General features: G+C 26.4%; 24 protein-coding genes. 13 read left to right on the forward strand and 11 right to left on the reverse strand.

Annotation, left to right across the window (positions count from 1 at the left end; genetic code table 11):
* A complete protein-coding gene (locus tag H5J23_RS00245) occupies positions 1–3,177 on the forward strand; it encodes an efflux RND transporter permease subunit (RefSeq protein ID WP_185890255.1) in 3,177 nt (1,058 codons plus the stop codon).
* A 61-nt stretch (positions 3,178–3,238) separates the two neighbouring features.
* On the opposite strand, the gene H5J23_RS00250 is transcribed toward H5J23_RS00245, so the two are convergent.
* Together H5J23_RS00250 and H5J23_RS00255 are read right to left on the reverse strand one after the other, a co-directional pair.
* Positions 3,239–5,458, reverse strand: a complete 2,220-nt coding sequence (locus tag H5J23_RS00250) for a MobA/MobL family protein (RefSeq protein WP_185890258.1) — start codon at positions 5,456–5,458, stop codon at positions 3,239–3,241.
* 235 nt (positions 5,459–5,693) lie between these two features.
* The gene (locus H5J23_RS00255; protein WP_023051457.1) at positions 5,694–6,236 is read right to left on the reverse strand and encodes an HdeD family acid-resistance protein; all 543 of its coding nucleotides are present in this window, start codon (positions 6,234–6,236) and stop codon (positions 5,694–5,696) included.
* Positions 6,237–6,427: 191 nt separating this feature from the next.
* Here H5J23_RS00255 and H5J23_RS00260 point away from each other — a divergent pair, with 191 nt between their 5' ends.
* Positions 6,428–6,592, forward strand: coding sequence for a hypothetical protein (locus H5J23_RS00260; RefSeq protein WP_023051456.1), 165 nt, complete (start codon positions 6,428–6,430; stop codon positions 6,590–6,592).
* An 8-nt stretch (positions 6,593–6,600) separates the two neighbouring features.
* Positions 6,601–7,269 carry a hypothetical protein gene (locus H5J23_RS00265; protein WP_023051455.1) on the forward strand — a complete coding sequence of 223 codons (669 nt, stop codon included), beginning with the start codon at positions 6,601–6,603 and terminating at the stop codon, positions 7,267–7,269.
* Positions 7,270–7,386: 117 nt separating this feature from the next.
* Here the strand turns inward: H5J23_RS00265 and H5J23_RS00270 are convergent, their stop codons facing one another.
* The 4 genes from H5J23_RS00270 to H5J23_RS00285 all read right to left on the reverse strand — a co-directional run bounded on the left by H5J23_RS00270 (position 7,387) and on the right by H5J23_RS00285 (position 10,940).
* Complete coding sequence (locus H5J23_RS00270) at positions 7,387–7,752, reverse strand: Rid family hydrolase (protein WP_185890260.1); 366 nt, start codon at positions 7,750–7,752, stop codon at positions 7,387–7,389.
* 183 nt (positions 7,753–7,935) lie between these two features.
* Complete coding sequence (locus tag H5J23_RS00275) at positions 7,936–9,231, reverse strand: ABC transporter substrate-binding protein (RefSeq protein WP_185890263.1); 1,296 nt, start codon at positions 9,229–9,231, stop codon at positions 7,936–7,938.
* A gap of 34 nt (positions 9,232–9,265) precedes the next feature.
* Positions 9,266–10,069 carry a carbohydrate ABC transporter permease gene (locus tag H5J23_RS00280; protein ID WP_185890265.1) on the reverse strand — a complete coding sequence of 268 codons (804 nt, stop codon included), beginning with the start codon at positions 10,067–10,069 and terminating at the stop codon, positions 9,266–9,268.
* Position 10,070: 1 nt separating this feature from the next.
* Positions 10,071–10,940 carry a carbohydrate ABC transporter permease gene (locus tag H5J23_RS00285; protein WP_185890267.1) on the reverse strand — a complete coding sequence of 290 codons (870 nt, stop codon included), beginning with the start codon at positions 10,938–10,940 and terminating at the stop codon, positions 10,071–10,073.
* Between the two features lie 257 nt (positions 10,941–11,197).
* Between H5J23_RS00285 and H5J23_RS00290 the strand changes: the two genes are divergently transcribed.
* The 8 genes from H5J23_RS00290 to H5J23_RS00325 all read left to right on the forward strand — a co-directional run bounded on the left by H5J23_RS00290 (position 11,198) and on the right by H5J23_RS00325 (position 18,137).
* Entirely contained in the window at positions 11,198–11,419 is a 222-nt protein-coding gene (locus tag H5J23_RS00290) for a hypothetical protein (protein ID WP_040407736.1), read from the forward strand.
* A 71-nt stretch (positions 11,420–11,490) separates the two neighbouring features.
* Positions 11,491–11,856: a hypothetical protein gene (locus tag H5J23_RS00295; RefSeq protein ID WP_185890270.1), complete on the forward strand. Its 366-nt coding sequence runs from the start codon at positions 11,491–11,493 to the stop codon at positions 11,854–11,856.
* A 664-nt stretch (positions 11,857–12,520) separates the two neighbouring features.
* Positions 12,521–13,402: a carbohydrate ABC transporter permease gene (locus H5J23_RS00300; protein ID WP_185890272.1), complete on the forward strand. Its 882-nt coding sequence runs from the start codon at positions 12,521–12,523 to the stop codon at positions 13,400–13,402.
* On the forward strand, positions 13,392–14,210 hold the full coding sequence (locus tag H5J23_RS00305) for a carbohydrate ABC transporter permease (protein WP_023051447.1): 819 nt from the start codon (positions 13,392–13,394) through the stop codon (positions 14,208–14,210). The genes H5J23_RS00300 and H5J23_RS00305 overlap by 11 nt, the downstream gene beginning before the upstream one ends.
* Positions 14,211–14,216: 6 nt before the next feature.
* Positions 14,217–15,296, forward strand: coding sequence for an ABC transporter ATP-binding protein (locus H5J23_RS00310; RefSeq protein WP_185890274.1), 1,080 nt, complete (start codon positions 14,217–14,219; stop codon positions 15,294–15,296).
* Positions 15,297–15,298: 2 nt separating this feature from the next.
* Positions 15,299–16,585 carry an ABC transporter substrate-binding protein gene (locus tag H5J23_RS00315; RefSeq protein ID WP_185890276.1) on the forward strand — a complete coding sequence of 429 codons (1,287 nt, stop codon included), beginning with the start codon at positions 15,299–15,301 and terminating at the stop codon, positions 16,583–16,585.
* Between the two features lie 8 nt (positions 16,586–16,593).
* Positions 16,594–17,358, forward strand: a complete 765-nt coding sequence (locus tag H5J23_RS00320; protein WP_023051444.1) for a TIM barrel protein — start codon at positions 16,594–16,596, stop codon at positions 17,356–17,358.
* Positions 17,358–18,137 (forward strand): HAD-IIA family hydrolase, encoded by a 780-nt coding sequence (locus H5J23_RS00325; protein ID WP_185890279.1) that lies wholly within the window; start codon positions 17,358–17,360, stop codon positions 18,135–18,137. Before H5J23_RS00320 ends, H5J23_RS00325 begins: the two co-directional genes overlap by 1 nt.
* A 41-nt stretch (positions 18,138–18,178) precedes the next feature.
* Here the strand turns inward: H5J23_RS00325 and H5J23_RS00330 are convergent, their stop codons facing one another.
* The 5 genes from H5J23_RS00330 to H5J23_RS00350 all read right to left on the reverse strand — a co-directional run bounded on the left by H5J23_RS00330 (position 18,179) and on the right by H5J23_RS00350 (position 23,561).
* On the reverse strand, positions 18,179–18,529 hold the full coding sequence (locus H5J23_RS00330; RefSeq protein ID WP_023051442.1) for a DsrE family protein: 351 nt from the start codon (positions 18,527–18,529) through the stop codon (positions 18,179–18,181).
* Between the two features lie 16 nt (positions 18,530–18,545).
* Positions 18,546–20,333 (reverse strand): adenine deaminase, encoded by a 1,788-nt coding sequence (gene ade / locus H5J23_RS00335; protein ID WP_185890280.1) that lies wholly within the window; start codon positions 20,331–20,333, stop codon positions 18,546–18,548.
* Positions 20,334–20,384: 51 nt separating this feature from the next.
* Positions 20,385–20,693, reverse strand: a complete 309-nt coding sequence (locus H5J23_RS00340) for a hypothetical protein (RefSeq protein WP_023051440.1) — start codon at positions 20,691–20,693, stop codon at positions 20,385–20,387.
* Between the two features lie 99 nt (positions 20,694–20,792).
* Entirely contained in the window at positions 20,793–22,142 is a 1,350-nt protein-coding gene (locus tag H5J23_RS00345) for a sodium-dependent transporter (protein WP_185890282.1), read from the reverse strand.
* Between the two features lie 21 nt (positions 22,143–22,163).
* Positions 22,164–23,561, reverse strand: a complete 1,398-nt coding sequence (locus H5J23_RS00350) for a tryptophanase (RefSeq protein WP_023051438.1) — start codon at positions 23,559–23,561, stop codon at positions 22,164–22,166.
* Between the two features lie 235 nt (positions 23,562–23,796).
* Here H5J23_RS00350 and H5J23_RS00355 point away from each other — a divergent pair, with 235 nt between their 5' ends.
* Positions 23,797–25,035 (forward strand): TolC family protein, encoded by a 1,239-nt coding sequence (locus H5J23_RS00355; protein WP_023051437.1) that lies wholly within the window; start codon positions 23,797–23,799, stop codon positions 25,033–25,035.
* A gap of 14 nt (positions 25,036–25,049) precedes the next feature.
* Positions 25,050–26,111 (forward strand): efflux RND transporter periplasmic adaptor subunit, encoded by a 1,062-nt coding sequence (locus H5J23_RS00360; protein WP_185890283.1) that lies wholly within the window; start codon positions 25,050–25,052, stop codon positions 26,109–26,111.
* Position 26,112: the final 1 nt, after the last annotated feature.

Raw genomic sequence — 26,112 nt, forward strand, 5'->3', positions numbered from 1 at the left:
ATGAGTTTAACAGAATTAACTATAAAGAACAAAATTACAGCTTATCTATTATTTATTCTTCTTTTAATAGTTGGATACGTATCTTACGATAAGTCAGAAAAAGCTGAAGATCCTGGTTTCACAATTAAAGTAGCATTAATTACAACTAATTGGCCTGGAGCAAACGCGAAACAAGTTGGTGATTTAGTTAGTAAGAGAATTGCTGATCAAGTTCAAAATATGGATGCTCTTGACTATGTCGAATCCAAAAATGTTGATGGACAATCAAATGTATATGTAAATATAAAAAGTGAATATAAAGATTTACAGCCTGTTTGGCAAGAGTTAAGAGATAGAATTAATACTTTCGTTGTTCCTTATTTGCCAACTGGAGTCCAAACACCACAAATAAATACATATTTTGGTGATGTGTATGGAACTCTTTTAGCATTGGGTGGAGATGGGTATACATATGAAGAGCTTTATGAAACTGCAACAAAATTAAAAGAAACACTTTTATTTGCTGTTCCACAAATTGGAAGAATTGATATAAGTGGAGTTCAAAGTCAAACTATATATGTTGATATCGACAATAAACTCCTTTCACAAACTGGAATTACCTTACAAACTATTCTTACAACTTTAAATAATTCTAATATTATTATCAAGGGGGGGGATATTGTTATCAATGAAGATAGATTAAAAATAAATCCAACTGGTAATTTTGAAAGTATAGAAGATATTAAAAATACCGTTATTACAAGTAATGATGGAAAAGAAAGTATTTACCTTAAAGAAATTGCTAATATCTATAAAGGATATCAAGAACCATCACCATATTCAATAGATTTCAATGGGAATAATGCAATTACTTTGGGAGTTTCTTTAGGATCTGGTGAAGATATTTTAGTTATGAGTAATGGAATTCAAAATACTTTAAAAGAGTTCAAAAAAAATCTTCCTATAGGTTTAGAAATAGGTGAAATTTATTATCAACCTGATTTAGTGCAAGTAAAAGTTACCTCTTTTATTGCTAATCTTTTTCAAGCTGTAATTACAATAGTTCTTGTTATGCTAGCATTTTTAGGAATTAGATCTGGTCTTATAGTTGCTGCTCTTACTCCAACATCAATCGCATTTACTTTAATTGGTTTATACTATATGGATTATGGTATTAATCAAATTACCTTGGCTGGTCTTATAATTGCTCTTGGAATGTTAGTAGATAATGCTGTTGTTATGTCTGAAAATATTATTGTTCTTTTAGAAAATGGAAAAGGAAGAATGGAAGCTTGCTTAGAATCTGCTAAAACTCTTGCTATTCCTTTACTTGTAAGTTCTATAACAACAATAATGGCATTTTCTCCTATTATTTTGAATAAAGAGGACATGGGACAATATGTTGGACCATTAACAATAGTTGTTATGTTAGCTTTAATTGGATCATGGCTTATAAATCAAACTTTGATTCCATTGCTTTGCTATGATTTTATTAAAATAAAAGCTGGAGAAAAACAAGACTTAAATAGTAAACCATATCTAATATATAGAAATATTCTTTTAACAGTTCTAAAAAATAAAAAGATAACTCTTATTGGAACTGCTATTTCATTTATTTTAGGACTTTGGCTACTTGGGCTTGTTCCAAACAATTTTATGCCAGCTTCAACTGACCCTGTTATGTCAACATACATAAGATTACCTAAAGGTACTGACATAAACTTTACAAGAGAAGTGGTTAAAGATGCCAATAATTTTATATCTAAAAATTATTCGACTGGAGATCAAGAACCACTACCTCCAACACTTTGGGACTACATAACAACTGGTGGAACAACTTTAGTTTATAAAAAACCTGGAGTTTTAAGTTGGGGGTCTTTTATAGGAGGTGGAGCTCCAAGATTCTCTACAGGATATACTCCTGAAACTCGTTTAACTGAATATGCTTATATAATGTATAATTTAACTGATTATACTCTAATTCCTAAAATAAGTACTGAAATAAACACTTACTTAAAAAATAAATATCCAAGTATTGATATTGTTACCAAAGGTTTAGGAAGTGGAGTTACTTTAGAAAAAGATTTAGGATATGTTTTAACATCAAATGATATTACACTTCTTAAAAAATGTGCTAACGAACTTAAAAATAAACTTAATAATACTCCTGGTGCATACTCTATCTCAGATGCTTGGGGTAATGAAGTACCTGATATTAGTATAGAAATAAATCAAGAAAAAGCTCAAGCAGCTGGATTTAATAACGATACAATTGGAAAAGATTTACAATTTGTTCTACAAGGTTATAATGCTACTGTTTTTAGAGATTTCAATGCTCCTCCTCAAAGTACAATCATTCCTGTTGTATTAAGAGGAAAAAATACTTATAAAAATGATATTAAATCTATTGAATCTATTGAGTTAATAAACTCTTCTGGAAAAGCTGTTCCTTTAAAACAGATTGCTAATATAAAATTAGATTTTAGACAAAATTATATTTCTACAAGAAATATGGCTTACTCTATCGAAATTGATGCAGCTGTTAAAGATGATACTACCCCTTTAGAGGTTAATAAACTCGTAGAACCATGGCTAGAAGAAAAACTAAAAGAATGGGGTCCTAATATAAAGTATTATCCATCTGGAATAATGAAAACATCTAAAGAAAATCAAGATGCATTATTTGCACAAGTTCCTTTTGCGATACTTATGATGTTTGTTTTAGTTGTAGGACAATTTAATTCTATGAAAAAAGGATTAACTATAATGCTTGTTATTCCATTATCTCTTTTAGGAATTGCTATTGGTCTTCTAATTACAAATACGCAACTAGGATTTATGGCTATGATTGGAATTATATCCTTAGCTGGGGTCGTTTTAAATCATGCAATTATTTTAGTTGATAAAATGACAATTGAAAAAGAAGAGTTAAAAAGAAGTGATCAAGATGCAATCGTATTTGGATGTCAATCTAGACTTAGACCTATATTCCTAACTGTTGCAACTACTTTAGTTGGGCTTATGCCTCTGTACTTTTTTGGAGGTCCACTTTTTCAACCATTAGCCGTTGTATTAATCTTTGGTTTAGCAACAGACACAGTTTTAGCTCTAGGAGTTATTCCAGTTATTTATGCAACTTTCTATAAAGTTAATTTTAAAAATTATGAATATGATGAAAATAAATTAATTATAAAATAAAACTAATTTTAAATCCACCTCTAAGCATATTTATTCTGAGGTGGATTTATTTTTATATATTTTAAAAATCCATTCCAAAACTTTTTCTTTTCTTTTTTTCTATTTCAAAATCAACTAAATAGTTACCTAAGATTTTTCCTCTTAAATTAATATAATTTGTTTTTAAAGATGCTTTAGTAAATCTATTAGATATATCTTTTTCAGAATCTAAATCTCTTTTTAGCTTATTTGTCTCTTTAATAAAAAATTCGTTAAGTTCAGATTTCTCTCTAAACATATTTCTCTGTTTATAATATCTATTACCTATACTATCTCTTAAATCATTAATTCTAAATATTTCTTCATGAAGTTTTTTATCACCAATTGATGTTTGAATCTCTCTAAACTCTTTTTCTAATTTTAAAAGAGACTCATTAACACTTTTAAGTTCTCTATTTACTCTAGATAAAGATCCTAAATGCAATAACTTTTTAGAGAATGTTGTATATGAATCTTTTTTTATTTCTAACTCAATTCTTTTCTTATCTAAAATTTCATATTCTTTCATAGCTTTAAAGTATCTTCCCTTACTTAAACTGTTTAAAGCTAGTTGTTCTATATCTTCAAATTTCATATTTTTAAAATAATTATAAATTTTAGATGACTTAGAGGCTTTTAAATGCGATTTAAAGCGTTCTGACTCAACTTTAGATAAATAACACTCGAAATCACTTCCATTAACCTTAATGAGTTTTTTACGGAGCATAAGCACTGTTATTTTTCTATCTAACAGAATAGATTCTTGCAACTCTTTTTCTTTTAGCAATTTTGACTCTATACTTTTTTCTATTCTAATCTTTTTATTTTTCATTTCAGGAGTGGAATAATCACTTTTTATTTTCTCAATTTGAGATAAAATAACTTTATTTGACTCGTTTAATCTCTCAATCTCTTTTTTAAAGAAATTTAGCTCCTTCTCGCTACCATCTCTATACTTATAACCAGCTTTATATATCATTAAGTTTAATTCATTGGAATCCAATTGTTTCTTTAACTTAGAATACTCACCTTTAGTCAGAATATTTAAACTTGTAGTTTCTAAGTTTTCCAACTGTCTTGGAATATTTTTTAAGATCTTTTCAGCTTTTTTTATTTCATAGTTGCTTTGATTAAATATATTAAACATAGTATTGAAACTATTTTTTAATTTTTCCTCTGCATAAACTTTAAATTCATTCTCTTGTATTGTTTCTTCAAATTGATCCAAATACTTTTCTAAATTAAGTTTATCATTGTTTAAATTTTTCAATAATAGATTTAAAGAATCTAATCTATTTTTTTCCATATTAAAACTGCTTAAAAGCTCATATTCAACTTTTAAGATTTGCACATTTGTTCCTTCTAACTTCTCATGGGTATCTAAAATATCTTGGTATTTACTATCGCTAAAACTATTTAACTCTAAATCAATCTCTTTTATTGTATCTTTTTTCAAAGATTTTTCAGCTTCTAATCTTTCTAATTTTAGAATTTCATCTTTTAATTCTTTTATTTCTCTAATTATTTTAAAATATTCTATTTTATCTTTATCTATTTCATTTAATTTATCTTTAGATTTTTTTAATAGATAACCATCTATTTGAACTGGGTCTCTATCTAAGGATTTAGCTAAAAAAATATCTCCTTTTTCTAAAGCAATTGCTCTTTGTTTTTCTAAAGTTTCACATGAAACTCTCTCATTACTTTTTTCATTTTCTAAATATTTATTTTGTATATCTTCCCAAAGTTTTCTTATCTCTAATAACTTTTCTATATTATTCCAGCTTGTATTTTTCTTACAACCTCCAAGCTCAGGAGATTTAGCATTAGCTCTTTTAAAAAAAATATCTTTATTTCGCTCAATTCCATCGAGTTCTCTTGGAGAAAACATTATATGAGCGTGAGTATTTAAAATATCTTTTTTGTATGAACTTTCTTTACTATGAATAGATACAGAATAGTGATATTTTCCCTCTAGAATAGTAGCTATAAATTCATTTAAAAGCTCAATATTCTTCTCATGAGATAATTCATTAGGAAGAGATATTCTAATCTCTTTATACACTGTACCATTTATTCTTTCTTTATCATCACCAGCTATCCAAAATTCTTTAGGAGATTTGCACCAATTAGGCAAATTGTGATTAGTATATTTAACCTCATTTTCTTTATTAACATATTTATTTTGTCCTAGAATATAGTCAATATGTGGTCCACCTTTTCCAATTGTACCATAGGATATATTCAAATGATAATTTGCCATGATTTCACCTCCTAAAAAAGTCGAAGACACCTGAAAGGTCAAACCTATCATTAAGACACGCAGTTTCTAGAATTTTGCCTTGGCAAAAACTAGAAACTATTAAGCGTGCACTCTGGTGACTTTTGTTGAGTATTTATACAAGGTTAATGATCAATTTCTTTATTTTTATTTTAATTCTATTTAAAAAAATAGAATCTCTATATATAAGAAATTCTACTTTTTAATTTTTTATTTATTATAAAATATTTCTTTTTATTGAAAAACTCATCATAACTAAATTTATGCCGCTAAATAAAATATACCAAGCTACACATAAAAAAATGAACTGTTGTGATATAAATGGAACTACTATTAATAAAATTCCAAATAAGATATCTATCAATCCATTACTAAAAGTTACACTAGATAATCCCGGAAAAATATTTTTATGAAACAAACTATTAAATACAACAAATATTCCTTTTAATAGCATAATGAATCCAATGTAAATTATTATAAAAATTTGACTTGAAAATGGAGTTATTAAAAGCGATAGTGCTGCTATAATTTCTAAAATACTTAAAAGTATAAATAAACTCCAATGAACATTTGGATTTTTGATTAACTGAATTCCTTTTACTAAATTTTTAACTCCATTCATAAAGAAAAATATAGCTAAAATTTCAATTAAATAAATAGAAAACATTAAAGGATTAAAGACACCAAACACTCCAATTAAACTAAAAATTATTCCAATTACTAATAATGTGAGGTAAATATTTTTTGATAAATTATTCATTTTTAAAACCACCCTTATATATTATTATTCTGATAAATTAATTGTATCATTTTTTTATTTTTTAACTATTTGAAACTTGTTACCTATTTTTCTTTCGTAATTTGCAAATATAATTTTTTTAAATTTTAACTTCATTTTTTCTACAAATTAGTATAAAATATACATATATAATTTTTTCGGGAGGGATTTATTTGAACGACTTAAATAAAAGAGAGTATTTATCAGAAAGTGAATTATGTGAAAAAATAACAAAAGAACTACTACCAAAATTAGAAGCATTAGATTTTAAATTAAAATCTATAAATTTTGAAAATTCTACTGATAGCTTATTAAAATTAAAGCTAACTAGAGTTTAAGATTATAAATGCTGTATATTATTTTTATAATTATTATCATAGTAGTAGTTTTCTTTCATATAAAAAATTCAAAATTTAAATCAAATATTAAAAGTCAAAATAATCAAAAAACTATATCAACATCAAAAAAAGTGACTAGTAAAACTTTATCTTCTACAAAACAAGAAGAATTAGAACTTTCTAAAAACTATAAAAAAATAATATTTTTTTCTTTGAGTAATAATATAGATATAACCTCAGATATTCTTTATATCAGTGCTATTAAGATTGGGTTTAATTTAAAAACAGGAGAGATAATCTATTTAGAAGAACTTAAAAATACTAATAATTTACAAGAATTTAAAAATTTTTCTAAAGATACATCACATTTTGTTTCATACAACACTAAACTTTATAACCATTTATTAAATTTAGGAGCTAAAATTCAATTCTGTACTATGCTGACAAATGTTAGCACTGTAGGAATAAAAAATTCTCATGGTAGAAATAGATGGCCAAAGCTTTTTGAAATATCAAAATATTATGGAATTAAATTTAATAATAATTTAAATCTAAATACTTTAAATAACATTAAACTCAATATACAAATATTTCAAAAGATGCTAAAACATCCTAAAACATCTATTATAGTACGTGATTTTATCTTTAATAACAAATCATTTTTAGATGAATTATAAAAAGCTAGATTAATCTAGCTTTTTATATACTCTTTAGAAAAATTATTCCTATATTTGCTAATACCACAATTCCAAGTAGGTTATACAATTTTTTCATTTTTAGTCTCCTTTTCTTTTTTATTTTGCTGCAACTAAATCCATCATAATTTTAGAATTTTTTGGTAAATGAGAAACTTCTAATAATGTTCTCGCGGGATTAATATTTTCTAAATATTTCCTATAAACTTTTTTTACTTTTATAAAATCATTCATATTTTTCATATAAATTGAAACTTTTACTATATCTTTTAATGAATATTCCATACTCTCTAATAAATTTTGAGTATTTTTAAAAATCTGTTCTATTTGTTCGCTAATATCTTTTGATACTATTTCCATATTTTCTAGACTTAAAGGTACTTGTCTTGACAAAAAAATTGTACCATTAACTTTTATTCGCCCTATAGCAGCTAGAAAATCAGTATTATTAATATTTTTTTTCATAAAATCAACTCCTGTATATTATTTTATTGGTTAGCTCCTATTGATATAACTTATAATACATCAAAAATATGGCTATAATATGTCTTAAACAAAAATAGTTGATTTTATTAAGTATTAATTAGGATTACCCCCTATATCTATTTGATAAAAAAAATCTCTATATAAAATAGAGATTTTTTTATTTTATTTATTTATTCTATTGTATCTTTGAATTATTTTATCCGAATCAATTACAACTTTTTCAACTATTTTATCAATAGAAGTTTTTCCTTCATAATTAATTTCCATTGCTTCAACCATTTTCTCTCTTACCTCTGGAAACACACCTAAAATAGCTCCTTGAGTAGCAAAAGACGGTTTAGTTTCTTTAATTTCAGCAACTGCTGTTTTAAATTGTGGATATTTTTCCATATTTTCTTTCATCTCTGAAGTTTCATAAGACCCTTTATTAACAGGATAGTATCCTGTATTAATTGACCAATATGTCTGGACATCTTTAGATGTTGCATACTTTACAAAATCCCATGCAGCTTTTTGAATATCATTATCTGAGGAATTTGTTATCCAAAGAGATGCTCCTCCAACAACACTTCCATTAAATTCTCCACTTGTATTTGGAATAAATCCTGTTCCTACTTCAAAATTTGAATTATTGATAATCCCTTTTATTCCAGCAGAAGAATCTAGATACATTGCAACTTTACCTGATGCAAAAGCCGTTCTAGTAGAATCCCATTCTCTTCCATAAGATGTTGCAGAATCCTCTTTATACATACCTCTTAACCATTCTAAAATTTGAGGTAAATCTTTTTTATAGGTAACTTCTGTTGGAGTTTCACCCATTCTTCCATTTTCTTTATTTACATATAATTTATTATCATTAGCTAAAAATTGCTCTATAAACCATCCATACATAATCATAGCTGAACCATATCTTTCAATTGAGCCATTACTATTTTTCTTTGTTAACTTTTTAGAGTATTCAGCATATTCAGAATAACTTCTAGGTGGACTATTTGGATCTAATCCCACCTCTTTGAAAGCATCTTTATTATAAATTAATATCGCTGTTGATGAGTTAAACGGCATTGAATATAATTCACCACCAATTCTATAGTAGTTCAGTAAAGCATCCTCTAAATTATTTACATTAAAATTATCTTCTTTTATAAACTTCTCAATTGGAGTTATAGCTCCGCTTTTATACATAAAAGCTGTTGAAATATCATTCATTTGAATTAAGGCAGGTGCTTCTTTTGTTCCTGAAATAGCTTTAAATTTAGCTATTGTTTCTTCGTAAGATCCTTGATAAATTGCTTCTATTTCAATATTATTTTGTGAATTATTATAGTCCGTAACTATTTTATTCAAACTATTTTGAAGCTGTCCACTCATTGAATGCCAAAATACAACCTTCTCTTTTGCAAATATAACCGTTGAAAATGTTAATCCAAATACTACTAAGTTCTTTAATTTCATTTCTCCTCCTAGTTATTTTTTAATTTATTTTAAATTATTCTTTTACTCCTCCAGATGTCATACCTTTTTGAAGTTGACTTTGACCCAAAAATAAAACCACTAAAGATGGTATTATTACTATGACAACAGCTGCCATCAAAACTCCAAAATTTGTTCCTTCTTCTGATTTTATCATTTTTAATCCAATTTGAATGGTTCGTGAGTCTGGCTTTGTAGATATCATTAATGGCCATAAATACATATTCCAAATATTTAAAAATGAATAAATTCCCCAAGTACTTAAAATTCCTTTGGATAGAGGTAAAACTATTTTTAAATATATAAATCCATGGCTACATCCATCAATTTTAGCAGCTTCTATTAAAGATTTATTTAATGTTTTAAATTGTTGAACCATTAAAAATATTCCTAATCCATTTGCTAAAAAAGGTAATATAATTCCTATTTTTGTATTTAATAATTTCATTTTTAAAATTATAAAATAATTTGGAATAAATATCGCTTCCCAAGGTATAAATATCGAGCCCATTACTAGTAAAAAAACTAATTTTTTCTCGTTAAATTCAACAAAAACTAAAGCATATGCTGTTAAGCTACATATAATAACTTGAAAAATCATTGCAACTATTGATGTTATTAAGCTATTTAAGAAAAACTGAAGTATTGGAATATTTTGAAGCAATTCTCTATAATTTATAAAATCTATCTTAGATGGTAAAAGTTTTCCACTCATAATATCTTTAGTCGTCATAAAGCTTGCTATCAGAGAATAAATTATTGGAAAAAATACTATAACTCCTGAAATAATAAGTAATGTATAGATAATTCTTTTTTTCATATTATTGATAGTGCACCTTCCTTTCCAATTTAAATTTAATCACCATTATAACTGTAATTAATAAAAGTAAAAATAATCCCTGAGCACTAGCATAGTCAAATCTATAATTACTAAATGCTGTTTTATATATGCTATAAACTATAAAGTTAGTTGAATTTGCAGGTCCACCACCAGTTAACATATCTACTTGACCAAAACTTTGAAAAGCTTTTAATGTTGTCGTTATTAATAAATAAAATAAACTTGGACTTAATAGTGGAATTGTTATTTTAAAAAGTTTTGTAAAATAGTCTACTCCATCTACTTCGCAACTTTCATCTATTTCTTGACTTATATTTTGTAATCCTGCAGTTAAAACTAAAAAACCAAATCCTATATTCATCCAAATTGTGGCAAAGGAAATTGCCCAAATTGCATAAGTTGAACTTGTAAACCAATTTATTGGTAAAATTCCAAATAAATTTAAAATATCATTTATTAATCCTACGCTTGGATGAAATAAAAATAAAACTATACTTGAACTTGCAGATACTGATACACCCATACTTGATGAAAAAATAATCCGAAATAGCTTTATTCCCTTTAATTTTTCATTACATATTATTGCTAAAAATAAAGATATTATCATGCTAAATAAAACTGTTATAAATGAAAATTTTAAAGTTACTAAAATACTCTCGTGAAATGTTGAATCTGTAAATAGTTCATAAAAATTTTCAATTCCAGCAAATTCTACTATTTGTCCTTTTGCATCAGTGAATGATAAAGAATATAAAATAGTTTTCATTAATGGAAAAATATAAAATGTTATTAGTATTACTAATGATGGTATTGAAAATAAAATACCCGTTAATTTTTGTTCTTTTTTCATAATCCCTCCTCGAATAATACTTTATACTATGTATGTTAATTCATTATGAATTTTATGTAAAAGTTATGTATAATTTTATTTATTTATTAATTTTATTTTCTTTAGATAATTTGAAATTTTTAATAAAAAATTTTTTTTTAAATTTCAAATAGAAAATTAAACATAATTTCTATATAATGTTTATATACATAAACTTTAAAACATACAAAAAAAGTATAGTTAAGTTTTGTTTAAATTTTTCAATCAAGGGGAATGCAATGGAACAATACAATGACGAACAAAGAAAAATAGATTTACTAGAATGGTTTTTAGAAAATAATTTTTTTAATAAGAGAATTGAATATTACATGAAGAAATTTGAAATTATATCTAAAATTCAAAATATCAATGAGAAAAGAGAAGAATTTTTAAAATTTCAAATTGAAATTTTAAAAGAATTTGACACTATGTCTAATAAAAATTTAAGATTAATTATATAAATTTAATATAAAAATATGCTATACTTGAGAAATAGTACATAGTTTAAATTTATAAAAATTAGGAGGTATTTATGAATTTCAAAATTTTATTATTAATTACAACTTTTATATTTTTAGCTGGGTGCAAACCTTTAACCTCAAAATCAAACTCAAAGGTATCAGCTCCACTAAATCAATCACTTATAGCTCCTAAAATTAATGAAAATCAAAAACTTGTTTTAATATCTAATAGTAATAAAACTATTGGAACTCTTATTACAAATGACAATTGGGAAACTGCTACCTTTACAGACTCAAATAAAAAAACATATAATTTAACTAGAGCTGTATCAGCTGACGGAATTAAGTTAAATAATGGTCCTATAGTAGTTCATTTTAAAGGAAATGAAGGAATTCTAGAAAAAAATAGTATTGTTACTCATTTCTTAACTAAATAAGTTTTTAATATTAAAAAGATAACTTTCTACTTTTGAAGGCTATCTTTTTTTATTTTTATATAAAAATTTTAAATATTAAGAAATAGCTTGGATATTGTTTAACTATTTTAGGATTTTTAAATTTTGAATATCTAGATGTTCTTAATAAAAAATAAATAAGGTAGATTATATTGAATTAATCTACCTTCTATTTATTATAATATTATTTTAAATTTTTCTTTATACCATCTCTACTTATCTAATATATAAACTCTTTCTATTTGATTTTCTTCCCATATAACTTTAGCTACTCCCATTAATGTAACCCCTAGTGTTAAAAGTAAAATTATTTTTTTCACTTCATTCCTCCCTGACAAATAAATTTAGTAATATTAGATTTTTTAAAAAAAAATAAATTTTTCTTTATATTCTATCATATTTTATCTTTATTTTGTTAATTTTTAACATAAATCAACTTAAAAATTACACGAATATCATATAAATCAACATAAACTTTCACAATTATACTGATATTCTTGTAATATAAACTCACAAACTATATCAATTTTTTCATTTACACTTTTTTTACAAATTTAAACATACTTTTACCTTAAATTGATTTTCGTTTAACATCTATCTGATATTATATTTTGAGTTTGAGAAAGAAATAATTTAAGGAGACATAATGAAAAAAAAAGAAACACTTTTAGCAACAGCATTTTTAATGCCCGCTTTAACCATTTTTACCATTTTTATTTTTTATCCCATTTGTAAAACTTTCTATTTAAGTTTTTTTCAATGGAATATGATTAGTAAAAATAAAAAATTTATTGGACTTGAAAATTATACAGATATATTAACAGAAAATAGTGTCCATAAATCTTTAATAAATACTCTTATATACATAGGTTTATTAATTGTATTTAACTTTATACTTCCATATATTATTGCTTATGTTTTAGCATTTTTAGTGAGTAAATTTAAAGGTTTTTATAGAACTATGTTCTTTTTCCCCAGTATAATTTCATTAGTTGTAGCTTCTCTAATTTTTATATGGGTATTTAATCCTATGATTGGACCTATATCAAAAATTTATGAGCTCTTAAATTTAAAACCTCAATTTTGGTTAAAAACTAATGGTCTCGTAATGGTTTTAATAACTCTTATAACTGCTTGGAAAATTTTTGGTTATAATTTAATTCTTCTATTAGCTGGAATACTCGAAGTTCCTACTGAACTTATAGAAAGTGCTAAACTTGATAAAGTTTCAAACTTACAAATATTTCTATATATTGTTATCCCAATGACATCATCAACTGCACTATATGTTATCGTTATGACAATCGTATATGGATTACAGCAGGTATTTGTTCCTATAAATGTTTTAACTCAAGGTGGACCAAATAATGGTAGTACAAACCTTGTATATAGTATTTATCAGTATGCATTTACATTTTTTCAAACAGGAAGAGCTTCAGCACTTTCTGTTATAACAATGCTTTTCTTCTTTATATTAATTTCTATAAAGATTAAAGTTTTAGAAAAAGGAGTTTACTATGAAAATTAAAGAAAGTAAGTGGCATGTCTTGTTTTTACTAATTATAGGAATTCAAATTTTTCCTCTTATATATATGTTATCAATCTCTTTTAAAAGCATGAGTCAAATTTTTGCAGATCCTTTAAGTATAATTCCCAGAGTTATAACATTTAGAAATTATACTTATATATTTGAAAACGTAGATATTTTAAGATATATATGGAATACATTTTTTATATCTGCTGCTATAACTTTCGGTAAAATTATCACGAGTATTTTAGCTGGGTATATTTTAACTTTTAAAAATTTTAAAGGTAAAAAAATCTTAATTTTTCTAATTTTAGGAACTCTATTTGTTCCTTTTACAGTAACTATGATACCTAATTATCTTATGATTTCTAAGATTGGGCTTTTAAATTCAAGCTTAGGAGTTATCCTTCCTCAATTAGCTGATGGAATGGGAATATTTATGATTATACAAAATATGAAAGGAATCCCTAAATCTATTCTTGAAGTAACTAAATTAGATAAAATTAAAGAAACTAAAGTCTTATATTATATTATTTTACCAATGATTAAAAATTCTATTATATCTATGGGAATACTATTTTTTATAAACTCATGGAATGAGTATTTTTGGCCTTTATTAATTTTAAGTGAAAAGAAAAACTACACGCTATCTTTAGCTCTTCAGATGTTTATAAGTTCTGAAGGTGGAAACGATTGGGGTGTAACAATGGCGATTGCAACATTAACAATTATTTTTCCAATTATTATGTACGCATTCTTCCAAAAAAAAATAATGACGAGTTTTGTAAAATCAGGAGTAAAAGGATAGGTAAATATGAACGAAATTAAATTTAAAAATGTATCAAAAAGTTATGGAGATACAAAAATTGTAAACAATTTAAACTTAACAATAAAAGCTGGAGAAAGATTAGTCTTATTGGGTCCATCTGGATGTGGTAAAAGTACAACTTTAAGAATGATTGCTGGCTTAGAAGAGATTACATCAGGAGATATATTATTTGGGGATAAAAGAATCAATGATATAGAAGCGGGTGATAGAGATATTGCAATGGTATTTCAAAACTATGCCCTATATCCTCATCTTACAGTATGGGATAATATAATATTCGGATTAAAGATGAATGGAGTAGACAAAACTGAAATCAATACAAGAACAACTGAGGTCATAAAAATATTAAATCTTCAAGGATTAGAAAAAAGGTATCCTAAAGAATTATCTGGAGGACAAAGACAAAGAGTAGCTCTTGGTCGTGCTGCTGTAAAAAATTCTGATTTTTTCTTACTAGATGAACCTTTATCAAATTTAGATGTTCAACTTAGAAACTCATCTAGAGAAGAGCTTATAAAGCTACACGAAATAAATAGACCTACATTTATTTATGTTACTCATGACCAAATTGAAGCTATGACAATTGGTCATAGGATAGCAATTTTAAATAAAGGAGATTTACAGCAAATAGACACCCCTGAAGAAGTTTACAATAACCCAGCAAATATATTTGTAGCAAAATTTATTGGAACTCCACCTATGAATATCTTAATAGGCAAAGTTGCTAATAAAAAACTTTATATAAATGATAGGTGTATATTCAGTAATGAAAATGTAATCCCTAATTTAAGTAACAGAAACTTAATATATGTTGGCATTAGACCTGAACATATTTTAGTTTACACTGAAGATACTTTTAATAGAATTCAAGGAGAAGTAACAAGAATTGAAAACTATGGAAACCAAAAATGTATCTCAGTTTCTATTGGAAATGAAAATATAAAAGCTTCTATTAAAAATGACCAAGATATAAAAAAAAATCAAAAGATTTATTTAGAAATCGATACAGCAAAATGTAGCTATTTTGATATCAAAACAGAGACAAATTTAAAAGTGGAGGGATAATTTTGAAGAAAAATATTTTAAAAGGAATTATTTTAGGAAGTCTATTTTTAGTAGGATGTGAAAAAGAAGAAAAAACTACAATATCAAATAAGCCTATCGAAATTGAATATTGGCATGTTGCATCTGAAAGTTTTGGCGGTGGAACAATAAAAGAGCTCGTTAAAAATTTTAATGAAAAAAATTCTGATATAAAAGTTATAGAAAAATTTAACCCTGATATGTATAAAGGATTAACACAAAATTTACAGGTAGCCGTAGCTGCGAGAAAGAAACCTGCCATTGTTCAAATGGGATATTCATATTTAAACTATGCAAATGATAATTTTGATTACGTAACAGCTCAAGAAATTATAGAAAAATATTTTCCTGAAGATAAAAATTATTTAAGTAATAATTTTTTATCAAATATATTAGAACTTGGGCAAGTTAATGGAAAGCAAGTTGGAATTCCATACTCAATAAGCAATCCAATCATGTATATTAATTCAGATCTTATGAATGAAGCTGGAATAAATATAGCAAATACTCCTAAAGACTGGGAAACTGTTCGTAAATATTCAGAAATAATAAAAGAAAAAACAGGAAATATGGGATTATTTGTTCAAGAATATGCTGATAATTGGGCTCAACAAGCTTTAATTGAGGGAAATGGAGGTAAAATTTTTATAGAAAAGGATGGAAAAACTATTCCAACATTTGCTTCCAAAGAATCCTCTGAAGCATATCAATACTTAGCTGATATGGTTCAAGATAATATAGCTTTACATGCTTCTAATGATGAAGGATTCCAAACATTTTTAAATGGTAGACTTGGAATGGTTATAACTACAATTGGAAAAAGGGATAATTTTGAATCAACAGCTAAATTTAAAATAATCGGTGAAAAATTCCCTGTATTTAATGGAAAAGAAAGAAAATTACCTGCTGGTGGAAATATGTTAATGATTATGACAGATAGTTCTGACGAACAAAAAGCTTCTTGGAGATTTATGAAATATTTATTAGAAGAAGAAGCTTCTGAAAAGTGGACTAAAGGAACTGGATATTTACCTTCTGCCATCCAAAATGAAAATAGTGAAATCGCAAAATTTTTAAATGAAAATCAACTTATGAGAGTAGCTAATGAACAACTCAAAAATATGGGGAAATGGGCTAGTTTTTCAGGAACTAATGCACTTCAAGCAGAACAATTATTAATCGATGTTAGAGATGTTATTTTAAGTGGTGAGAAAAAAGCAGAACAAGCTTTAAAAGAAGTTGAAGAAAAAATAACAAACTTAGTTAAATAAGGAGAAATATGAAAAATAATATATTTGTAAGTGATCTTATATTTTATAATGACACAAAAGAAGAAACACTTAACTTTATTGAAATGTATGATTTAAAAAATTTAGAATTTTTTTTAGAACCTAGAGATTTTAATCATACAGAAAAATTTAATTTTTTAATTAAACATGCAAAATTAGAAAATGTATCTTTTCATGGTCCCTATAGATTCTTTAATATTGATTGTAGCAATATCTTGTGGGAAGAACTTAAACTAAACTTTGTCGAAGCTTTAATTTGTTGTAAAAAAAATAATGGTGAATTTCTTGTTCTCCATACAAATGAAGCTAAAAGAAAAGACAGTTCTAAAAAAGAGATTGAGAAAAAGTTAGATGAATTATTACTTTTAGGAAAAGAAATCGGAGTTCAAATACTAGTTGAAAATGTTGGTATTGGAAAAAATATGATTTACTCTCAAAAAGAATTTGAAAAATTAGTTCTACAAAAAAATCTTAAAGTTTTAATTGATATTGGTCATCTATTAGCTAATAAATGGAATTTAGATGAAATTTTAGAAACTTTAAAAAATAATATTATAGCGTATCATATTCACAGTAATGATGGAGAAAAGGATCTTCATCAGTCTATTTTTCACGGTACATTTAATGGTGACGAAATTTTAAAAAAAATACTTTTAGAAACCCCAAATAGCAAATTAGTTTTGGAATATTCCCCAATAACAGATAAAAAAATACTTTTAGATGATTTAAAAAGAATAAAGGAGATACAAATTTAATGAAACAATATAAGGGATATCTTTTTGATATCGATGGTACAATCTTACTTGGAAACACTCTTATTCCAGGTGCAAAAGAAAAAATAGAAGAATTAAGAATGAATGGAAAAAAAATAAGTTTTTTTACAAATAATTCATCAAAAAATCCTAAAAAATATGTTGAAAAATTTAAAGAGTTTGGAATTGAATCTGAATTAGATGAAATAATAACTGCAGGAATGGTTTTACTATCACATATTGAAAAAAATTATAGTGATCAAAAAGTTTATATCATTGGAACTGAAGAATATAAAGATTTATATAGAAATAAAGGAATCCAAGTTGTAAATGAGGTATCTGATTTTAATAATCATAATATTGATATATTAATTATCGCTTTAGATACAGAGTTAGATTTTAAAAAACTTGAAACTGCTTGTCAATTATTAAAAAAAGATATTAAATACTTTGCTGCTAATGAAGATTTAGTTTATCCGATTGAAAATAAAGTTTATCTTCCAGATTGCAAAGCAATCTGCAATATGATTGAAGTTTGTACGGGAAAACAACCAACATATTTTGGAAAACCTAATTTTATAATGCTAGAATATGCTCTTGAAAAGTTAGGGTTGGATAAAAAAGATATTGTTATTGTAGGAGATCGATTATATACAGACATAGCCTGTGGAAATATAAACAATTGTGATACAATCTTAGTTTTAAGTGGTGAAGGTACCGGAAAAGAAATTAATACCATATATAAACCTAATTATATTTTAGAGAGTATTAGTTATCTTTAAGTAAAATGGCAACCAACTTTAAATTTGGTTGCCATTTTGTTTTAAGGTTTAATATAACTATACCCATCTTGTTGCTTCAAAATTAACTCTATCACACCTGCAGGAACAACTTTTATAAAATCATAAAGGTCTTCTTTTTTTACATTATATTTTTTCATTGTGTTATTACAAACTGAAAATATTACATTTTTTTCAACTAATTCTTCCAGTTCCTCTTTTTTTAATATACCTGATAACTTTTTTATACCATTAATAGCTGTACCCATAATAACTACTTCTAAACAATATTCCGAACCTAGTTCTCTTATTCCCTTAACTACATTTTTTAAATTTCCTATAAGAACAGACCAACGCTCTTCTTGATTAATATCAAAAACTACTTTGACTATCATCTTTTCTCCTTTGTAATTAAAATATATTATTTATACCGTGTTCATCAAATAGCTTTATAATTTCTTGAGTTTTTACATCAATTAAGCCCAAATCACTTATTTTTACATCTGGTATAACTATTAATGCAATTGTACTAGGTCTAGTTATAGGTGACTCAGCCTCTATTCCCATTTCTTTTAAAATAGAATTCATTTCTTCTATTTCATCTGATAAAACTTCTGCTGAATTTTTAGATAGCATTCCTGCTATTGGTAAATGTAATTCTTTTAAAATCTTTGCTTTCTCTGCAACTACAATACCACCTCCTATTTCTTTTATTTTTTCAGATATTATTAGTGCTTCCAATGGATTATTATATATAATTGTTAAATTATGACTATCATGGGAATAGGTTGTTCCTACTGCTCCTTTTTTTAAATGAAAATTTTTTACTACTCCAAGTGAGATATTATCAATCTTCTTGTGTCTATTTATTATCGCAACATAGTTTAATTCTGGAGAATCTGAAATATCAACATACTCATTTAAAACTTTTACTTTCAATTTTTTTCTTTCTGTTAATAAATCATTTTTATTTAAATAAACAAGAGCTTCTATTTCGAGCTCTCCATTTTCTATTGGAGCTTTTATCATAAAATCTTCTAATTTAAGATTTTTTAAATGAATGCTATTTAACTCTTCTACTTCTAAAATTTTAGAAGTAATTTCTTCTACTAGCTTTCCATCTTTTGCTACTAACTTTCCTTTAAAAAAAGTTTTTACCACATTAAAATCCCTAATACTATCTAATACTACTATATCTGCAAAATAACCTGGTGCAATAGCTCCTATTTTATCCAATTTGTATTCTTGAGCAGGATTCAAAGTTATTGCTTTTATTGCATCTACAGCATCTAATCCGGCTTTTACAGCTACCTCTGCACAATGATTAACACTTCCTTCTTTTAAAAGATCTCCAGCCTCTCTATCATCAGTACATAAAGTTAAATTTCTAGGTGCTTTTATTGTTTTTATTACTTTTACTATGTTTGTTATATTTTTAGAAATTGAACTTTCTCTCGCATCTAAAAACATCCCTTTTCTCAACTTATCTAAAGCTTCTATTCCATCTGTAGACTCATGACATGATATTGGTCCTCCACAAATATAACCTGCTAAAGCTTTACCTTTTAGACCAGGAGCATGCCCCTGTACAAAAACACCCTTTCTTATTGCAACATCTATTATTTTTGTCATTCTTTTGCTTTGATTTATTACTCCCATAAAATCCATTACTTCTCCAAGTCCTAAAACTCGTTCTAGATTAAACATATTTTTTATATCATTTGGTGTAAATTCAGCTCCTGCATTTTCTAATCCTAATACAGAAGGAACACAAGAAGGAATTAAAAAATATTGATTCATTGGTAATCCTTTTGATTTTTCAATCATATATTTTACTCCATCTATTCCCAAAACATTTGCAATTTCATGAGGATCAGCAATTATAGTGGTTGTCCCTTTAGGTATAACAACTTCTGCAAAATTATTAGGAGTTAAATGACTACTCTCTATATGAACATGCGAATCAATAAACCCTGGAGCCACATACTTACCTTTTAAATCTACAATATTTTCTCCTATAATGAAAGTATCTTCTTCTATAGGTATTACATTAGCTATATACTCTTTATAAATATAAATATTTGCTTTATAAATTTCTCCAGTAAAAACATTTATAAGATTTCCGTTTGTTAAAACTAAATCAGCTACTCTTTTTCCTAGGGCAACCTCTACCAACTCTTTACGTTCTTGAAGCTTCATATCATCACTCCTTTTTTATAACTTTTTTACTGTAAAGAGCCTTTGTTACCTTTATTTTTTTCCGAATTCAAAATAGATATTCGACAAAATTTCAAACTGTTCCTGTCTAAAATCATATTCTAAATTTTTTAGTAGCTTTTCCTGTAAACCTTCATTTTTTTGACTATATATAAAATTTAATTGTTTATCATATCTAAAAGATATGCTTGTCCCTATTTTCCATTTTAAAAAATCAAAAAAAGTATCTTTACTATATTCTTCAGGAACTTCAATTCTCTGAAAATCAATTTTATCAAATATTCTTAATATCAATTCAAATCTTTTTTCTTTTACTTTATCATTTAAAATTTTATTCTCCACAATTTTCCTCCAATTTATTTTCTTATATTATACCATCTTAATAAAAAAAGTTGCAGAAATTTTCATTTCTACAACCTTTGATTATATTTAAATATTACTTTATCCTATTCCTCCATAAAGAATTCCCATAATGTAAACTATTATTGCTATTCCACAAAATAGATATTTTGTTACTGGTTCAAACCAAGCTCCAACTTTTTTTTCTCTTCCAATTTGTACTTGTTCTCTTGCAAATCCAGATTTACAAATCCAATAGATTACAAGTCCTGCTAAAAGTGCACCTAATGGAATTATATATATCGAAACAAAATCCATCCATGGAGATAATCCATCTCCTTCAAGAAAAACTCCAACTATAAATGAAACTACCGCAACAATTCCAATAGATTTTAATCTTGATAATCCCAAGCGACTTTGTAAAGCTTCAACAGGAGTTTCAAATAAATTCATAAGAGAAGTTACTCCTGCAAATAACACTGCTATAAAAAATACTATAGCAATTATTTGTCCACCAGGCATATTTTGAAATACTGTAGGAAGAGTAACAAACATAAGACCTGGACCTGCCCCAGGCTCAAGTCCATAAGCAAATACCGCTGGAATAACTACAAGTGCAGCCAACATTGCCGCACATGTATCAAAGAAAGAAACATTTAAAGCTGAATTAACTATATCTTCATTTTTACTTAAATAACTTCCGTAAACAACAGTTCCTGATCCAGCTAAAGATAAGGAAAAAAATGCTTGTCCTAAAGCAAAAACCCAAGTTCTCATATCTTTAAGAGCTGACCAATCTGGATTAAATAAGTAGCTATAGCCTTGTTCCGCCCCCGGTAACATATATATTCTAATAGCTAAAAATAAAAATAATCCAAAAAATGCTGGCATCAATATTTTATTTACTTTTTCGATTCCTCCTGCTATTCCCATAGCCATTAATGAAAAAGTTAGTAATAAACCTGCTACATGCCAAGGTATACTCCCAAAATCTGAAGCTAAAGCTCCAAAGTAAGGACCTGGTTGTGATTCAATGATTGCTCCTGAAAGAGAGGCAACACAATACCTTAATATCCAACCAACAACTATAGCATATCCAATGGCTATAGCTAACGATCCTATAACAGGTATTAATCCTATTATTGTTCCTCCTTTTAGTCCTCTTTGTTTAAAAGCTTTTTCAAAAGCTCCAAGTGGGCCAGTTCCCATAGAACGCCCTAGTGTCATTTCACCAATTACTCCTGTAAATCCTATTAAAAGAACAAATGTAAAATACGGAATAAGAAATGCTGCTCCTCCAAATTGCCCAACTCTATATGGAAACATCCAAATATTTCCCATTCCAACTGCTGAACCAATACAAGCTAAAATAAATCCAAATTTTGATTTAAAACCATCTCTATTATTATCATCTATTAAAACCGTTTCTACACTATTCTTTATATCTTCCATTAACCCTCCCTAGACTATTTTTTAATCTTCTATAATCTCTAGGGAAGCTTGGAAGTGTCTTAATATCGGTGGTTCCCAAGTTATTCTGTATCCTCTTGTGATTTCATGAGCTCTCTCTTTTATCGCTATTAAAGCATCTGCTATTACATCTAAATGAGCTTGTGTGTAAACTCTTCTAGGAATAGCAAGTCTTGTAAATTCAAAATCTGCTTCTAATTGCTCGTTTGTATCTGGATCATTTCCTAACATGTAAGAACCTATATCACAACTTCTAATTCCAGCTTCTTTATAAAGTTCTATAGCTAAGACTTGCCCTGGAAACTCATTAAATGGTATATTGGGGAAAATTTTTGAAGCATCTACAAATACACCGTGTCCACCAACTGGAGATTGATATATAATTCCTGCATCATCAAGACGAGAAGCTAAATACTCCATCTGTCCAATTCTATATCTTAAAAAGTTTTCATCGATTCCTTCTAATAATCCTATAGCCAGTGCTTCTAAATCTCTTCCCGAAAGCCCTCCATAAGTTGTAAATCCTTCAAAACTTATACAATTTGCTTTTATTTTTAAGATCATATCTGCATTTTCTACAGCATTTTTTACTCCTATTAGTCCTCCCATATTAACTATTGTATCTTTTTTTGCTGACATAGTGAAGAAATCTGCATAAGAAAACATCTCTTTTATTATATCTTTTATCGACATGTTTGCACATTCAGGCTCATCTCTTTTTATAAAATATGCATTTTCTGCATAACGTGCTGCATCTATATTTAATGGTATATTATATTTTTTACAAATAGCTGCGACTTCTCGAGCATTTTTCATTGAAACAGGTTGTCCACCAGCAGAGTTATTTGTAATAGTCAATACTACTAATCCTATTTTTTCTGGGCCATACTCTTGTATTAATTTTTCCATTTTTTCAACATCCATATTTCCTTTAAATTTAGATCTTTTACCTGGATCTTTTGCCTCTGGGACTACACAATCTAAAGGTCTTGCTCCTGCTAGGATAACATGTGCTCTTGTTGTATCAAAAAACATATTTGAAATTGCATATTGTCCTGACTTTAAAAAAGTTGGAAATAACACTTTTTCTGCTGCTCTTCCTTGATGTACTGGTTGAATAAATTCATATCCAAAAATATCCTTAGCAGTATTTACTAATTTAAAATAACTTGAAGCTCCTGCATACGCTTCATCACCTCTCATTACCCCTGCCCATTGATCTTGACTCATTGCATTAGTTCCTGAATCTGTTAATAAATCAATGTAAACATCCTCTCCTCTTAAATTAAAAAGATTATAATTAGCCTCTTTAATTTTTTCTGCTCTCTCTTCTGATGTAGTCATTTTAATTGTTTCAACCATTTTAATTCTAAATGGTTCTGGAACATACTTGATAGCCATAACGTTATACCTCCGTTTTTAGTCTACCCCGGTCATCTGTTTTCAGATAGGCGGACGGTATTTCCTTTTTAGAATTTTATTCAAATTCTTAGTAACTCTATATACCCTATTAAAATTCATTTTGTCAAATAAAGTTCTATTTTTATTATTTTGATTATCTAAATTTCTTGACTCTCAACTTACTTTATAGTTTATAATCTCATATTGTGAAATTAATTTTTAATAAGGAGAAACTATGAAAAAATATCTACTACTATTTTTAACATTAAATATAGTTACTTTTTCTATAGAGTTAACATTGGATAAATCTATTGATTTAGCTAAAAAAAACAACCGACAACTCAAAGAAAAAAATATTACTGTAAAACAAAAAAAATTAAATGAAAATGTAAAAATTAAAAATGCTCTTCCCTCTCTTAGAGCACAAACTATGTACATTGATCATGATGAATCAAAAAACTTAAATAGTTCTTTTCAAAATGGTATTTATCTATCACAGCCTATTTTTACAGGTGGTGAACTTTACTATAATATTAAAAGTAGTAAAGCTCTTAGAGAATTTGAAGAAAATGACTATATTACCCAAAATATTAATTTAGAGTTAAATGTTATTCAAACTTATATTAGCTGTCTTCAACTTAAGAAAACTTTGAATGTATATGAGACTTCTCAAAAAGAGAAGCAAGAAGAATTAAAAAAACAACAAGAATTTTACAATCTTAGTCTTATCGATAAAAGTGAAGTTTTGAAAATTGAAACATCATTATATCAAACTGAAACATCAATCCTTAAAATTAAAAATAATATTATTGCTCAAGAACTTACTTTAAAAAATCTTTTAGGATTAAATATTGAAGAAAACATAACTTTAAAAGAAATGAATTTTTCAAATTTTATGACAATAAATATTGATTTAAAAAAAGATACTGAAAGAGCTTTATCAAATAGTACTCTTTCTAAAAAACTAGACAAAAATATTTTAATTAGTGAGTATAATTCTAAAAGTAATCGAAGCACTTTCCTTCCTAAAGTAGATTTAGAGTACGGTTATGAATCTTTAGAGGAGTCAAGTTTTTCAAAATCTAATAATGACTGGGAATGGAGAGTTGGTATTACTTTTAAATGGGATATTTTTAACTTTGGAAGTGGCATTGATAGTTATAAAGAGTCAACTTTAGAGATTGAAAAGCAAAAAATTTCAAAAATAGATTCACTAGAGATATTAAAAAAACAGATTAAAACTACTTATTTAGATTTAATAACAGCTAAAGAAGTTATTATTACAAATGAAAAGGCTCTTTTAACAGCTTTTGAAACATTTAAAATTGATAAAGAGAAATTTTCTAATAGAATTATTGACTCTGTTGATTTTTTAAAAAGTGAATCACAACTTCGAGAGGCTCAAATTACTCATATAAACTCTCAACTTGATTACTTCTTATACTATCAACAATATCTATCACTTTTAAAATAATACAGGAGGATTTAATGAATAAAATATTACTTACACTTTTTTTTACTCTAATTTTAGTTGGATGTAAAGATAAAAAAGTTACTCAAGATGTAAAATCTGAAATTATCAAAGATGTTAAGGTTCAAGAATTAAAAATCCAAAATATTAAAAATACTAAAATTTATAATGGCGATATAAATCCCTTAAAAGAGGTTAGTATTATAACTCCTACTGGAGGTTATGCTAAAAATATTAAATATAAAAATGGAGATATAATTAATTCAGAAACAACTATTTTAACTTTAACAGATGCGGCTACTGAAGCTAGCTATTTTGAAGCAGAAGGTACACTAATTAAATCTAGATCAAATTATAATACATCTAAGATTTCCTTTGAAAAATATAAAAATTTATTTGAAAAGAAACTTATTTCAGAGGAACTATATCTTCAATCTAAAAATAATATGGAACAAAGTTTAGGGGAATTAAAAATTGCAGAAGCTAATTTTATAAGAGCCAATGATAATTATAAAAGACTTTTTGTAAAATCTGATATATCTGGAGTCATAACGGATTTGGATATTAAAAATAACGAAAAAATACCTTCTAATTCTAAGCTGTTAACTGTGATTGAAAATAATATAATGGAAATAAAAATTGCTGTAAATGGAGAAGATATTAAAAATATAACTCCTGAAAAAGAAGCTAAAGTTTATATTTCAGATTTAGATAAAACCGTTATTGGAAAAGTTAGTGAAATAAATTTATCTGCTGATACTAATACAAAAAAATATAATATTAAAATACAAATTCCAAATAATGACAAATCTATTTTAAAAGGGATGTACGGTAAAGTAGAAATGGAGCAAACGGAAATTAATGGACTTTTTGTTCCTCAAGAAGCTGTTATGATTAAAGATCTTTACTCATATATTGCAGTTATTCGTGACAATCAATCCATCATTTATAAAGTTGATCGTGGAATCTCTCAAGGAAATCTTCAAGAAATATATTTTGAGAATTTTAAAGAGGGAGATAAAGTTGTTGTTCAAGGACAATATCTTCTTAATAATAACGATAAAGTGAGGGAGATTTAGT

This window comes from Cetobacterium sp. 2G large (assembly GCF_014250655.1).
Lineage (GTDB): Bacteria > Fusobacteriota > Fusobacteriia > Fusobacteriales > Fusobacteriaceae > Cetobacterium_A > Cetobacterium_A somerae.

Excerpts from the sequence above, each read along its gene's own strand:
- H5J23_RS00265 (WP_023051455.1), top strand. The coding sequence starts at position 6,601 with ATGCTGTATATTATTTTTATAATTATTATCATAGTAGTAGTTTTCTTT.
- H5J23_RS00245 (WP_185890255.1), top strand. The coding sequence starts at position 1 with ATGAGTTTAACAGAATTAACTATAAAGAACAAAATTACAGCTTATCTA.
- H5J23_RS00310 (WP_185890274.1), top strand. The coding sequence starts at position 14,217 with ATGAACGAAATTAAATTTAAAAATGTATCAAAAAGTTATGGAGATACA.
- H5J23_RS00350 (WP_023051438.1), bottom strand. The coding sequence starts at position 23,561 with ATGGCTATCAAGTATGTTCCAGAACCATTTAGAATTAAAATGGTTGAA.
- H5J23_RS00250 (WP_185890258.1), bottom strand. The coding sequence starts at position 5,458 with ATGGCAAATTATCATTTGAATATATCCTATGGTACAATTGGAAAAGGT.
- H5J23_RS00345 (WP_185890282.1), bottom strand. The coding sequence starts at position 22,142 with ATGGAAGATATAAAGAATAGTGTAGAAACGGTTTTAATAGATGATAAT.
- H5J23_RS00275 (WP_185890263.1), bottom strand. The coding sequence starts at position 9,231 with ATGAAATTAAAGAACTTAGTAGTATTTGGATTAACATTTTCAACGGTT.
- H5J23_RS00280 (WP_185890265.1), bottom strand. The coding sequence starts at position 10,069 with ATGAAAAAAAGAATTATCTATACATTACTTATTATTTCAGGAGTTATA.
- H5J23_RS00290 (WP_040407736.1), top strand. The coding sequence starts at position 11,198 with ATGGAACAATACAATGACGAACAAAGAAAAATAGATTTACTAGAATGG.
- H5J23_RS00285 (WP_185890267.1), bottom strand. The coding sequence starts at position 10,940 with ATGAAAAAAGAACAAAAATTAACGGGTATTTTATTTTCAATACCATCA.
- H5J23_RS00295 (WP_185890270.1), top strand. The coding sequence starts at position 11,491 with ATGAATTTCAAAATTTTATTATTAATTACAACTTTTATATTTTTAGCT.
- H5J23_RS00305 (WP_023051447.1), top strand. The coding sequence starts at position 13,392 with ATGAAAATTAAAGAAAGTAAGTGGCATGTCTTGTTTTTACTAATTATA.
- H5J23_RS00300 (WP_185890272.1), top strand. The coding sequence starts at position 12,521 with ATGAAAAAAAAAGAAACACTTTTAGCAACAGCATTTTTAATGCCCGCT.
- H5J23_RS00360 (WP_185890283.1), top strand. The coding sequence starts at position 25,050 with ATGAATAAAATATTACTTACACTTTTTTTTACTCTAATTTTAGTTGGA.
- H5J23_RS00320 (WP_023051444.1), top strand. The coding sequence starts at position 16,594 with ATGAAAAATAATATATTTGTAAGTGATCTTATATTTTATAATGACACA.
- ade (WP_185890280.1), bottom strand. The coding sequence starts at position 20,333 with ATGAAGCTTCAAGAACGTAAAGAGTTGGTAGAGGTTGCCCTAGGAAAA.
- H5J23_RS00355 (WP_023051437.1), top strand. The coding sequence starts at position 23,797 with ATGAAAAAATATCTACTACTATTTTTAACATTAAATATAGTTACTTTT.
- H5J23_RS00325 (WP_185890279.1), top strand. The coding sequence starts at position 17,358 with ATGAAACAATATAAGGGATATCTTTTTGATATCGATGGTACAATCTTA.
- H5J23_RS00255 (WP_023051457.1), bottom strand. The coding sequence starts at position 6,236 with ATGAATAATTTATCAAAAAATATTTACCTCACATTATTAGTAATTGGA.
- H5J23_RS00270 (WP_185890260.1), bottom strand. The coding sequence starts at position 7,752 with ATGAAAAAAAATATTAATAATACTGATTTTCTAGCTGCTATAGGGCGA.
- H5J23_RS00330 (WP_023051442.1), bottom strand. The coding sequence starts at position 18,529 with ATGATAGTCAAAGTAGTTTTTGATATTAATCAAGAAGAGCGTTGGTCT.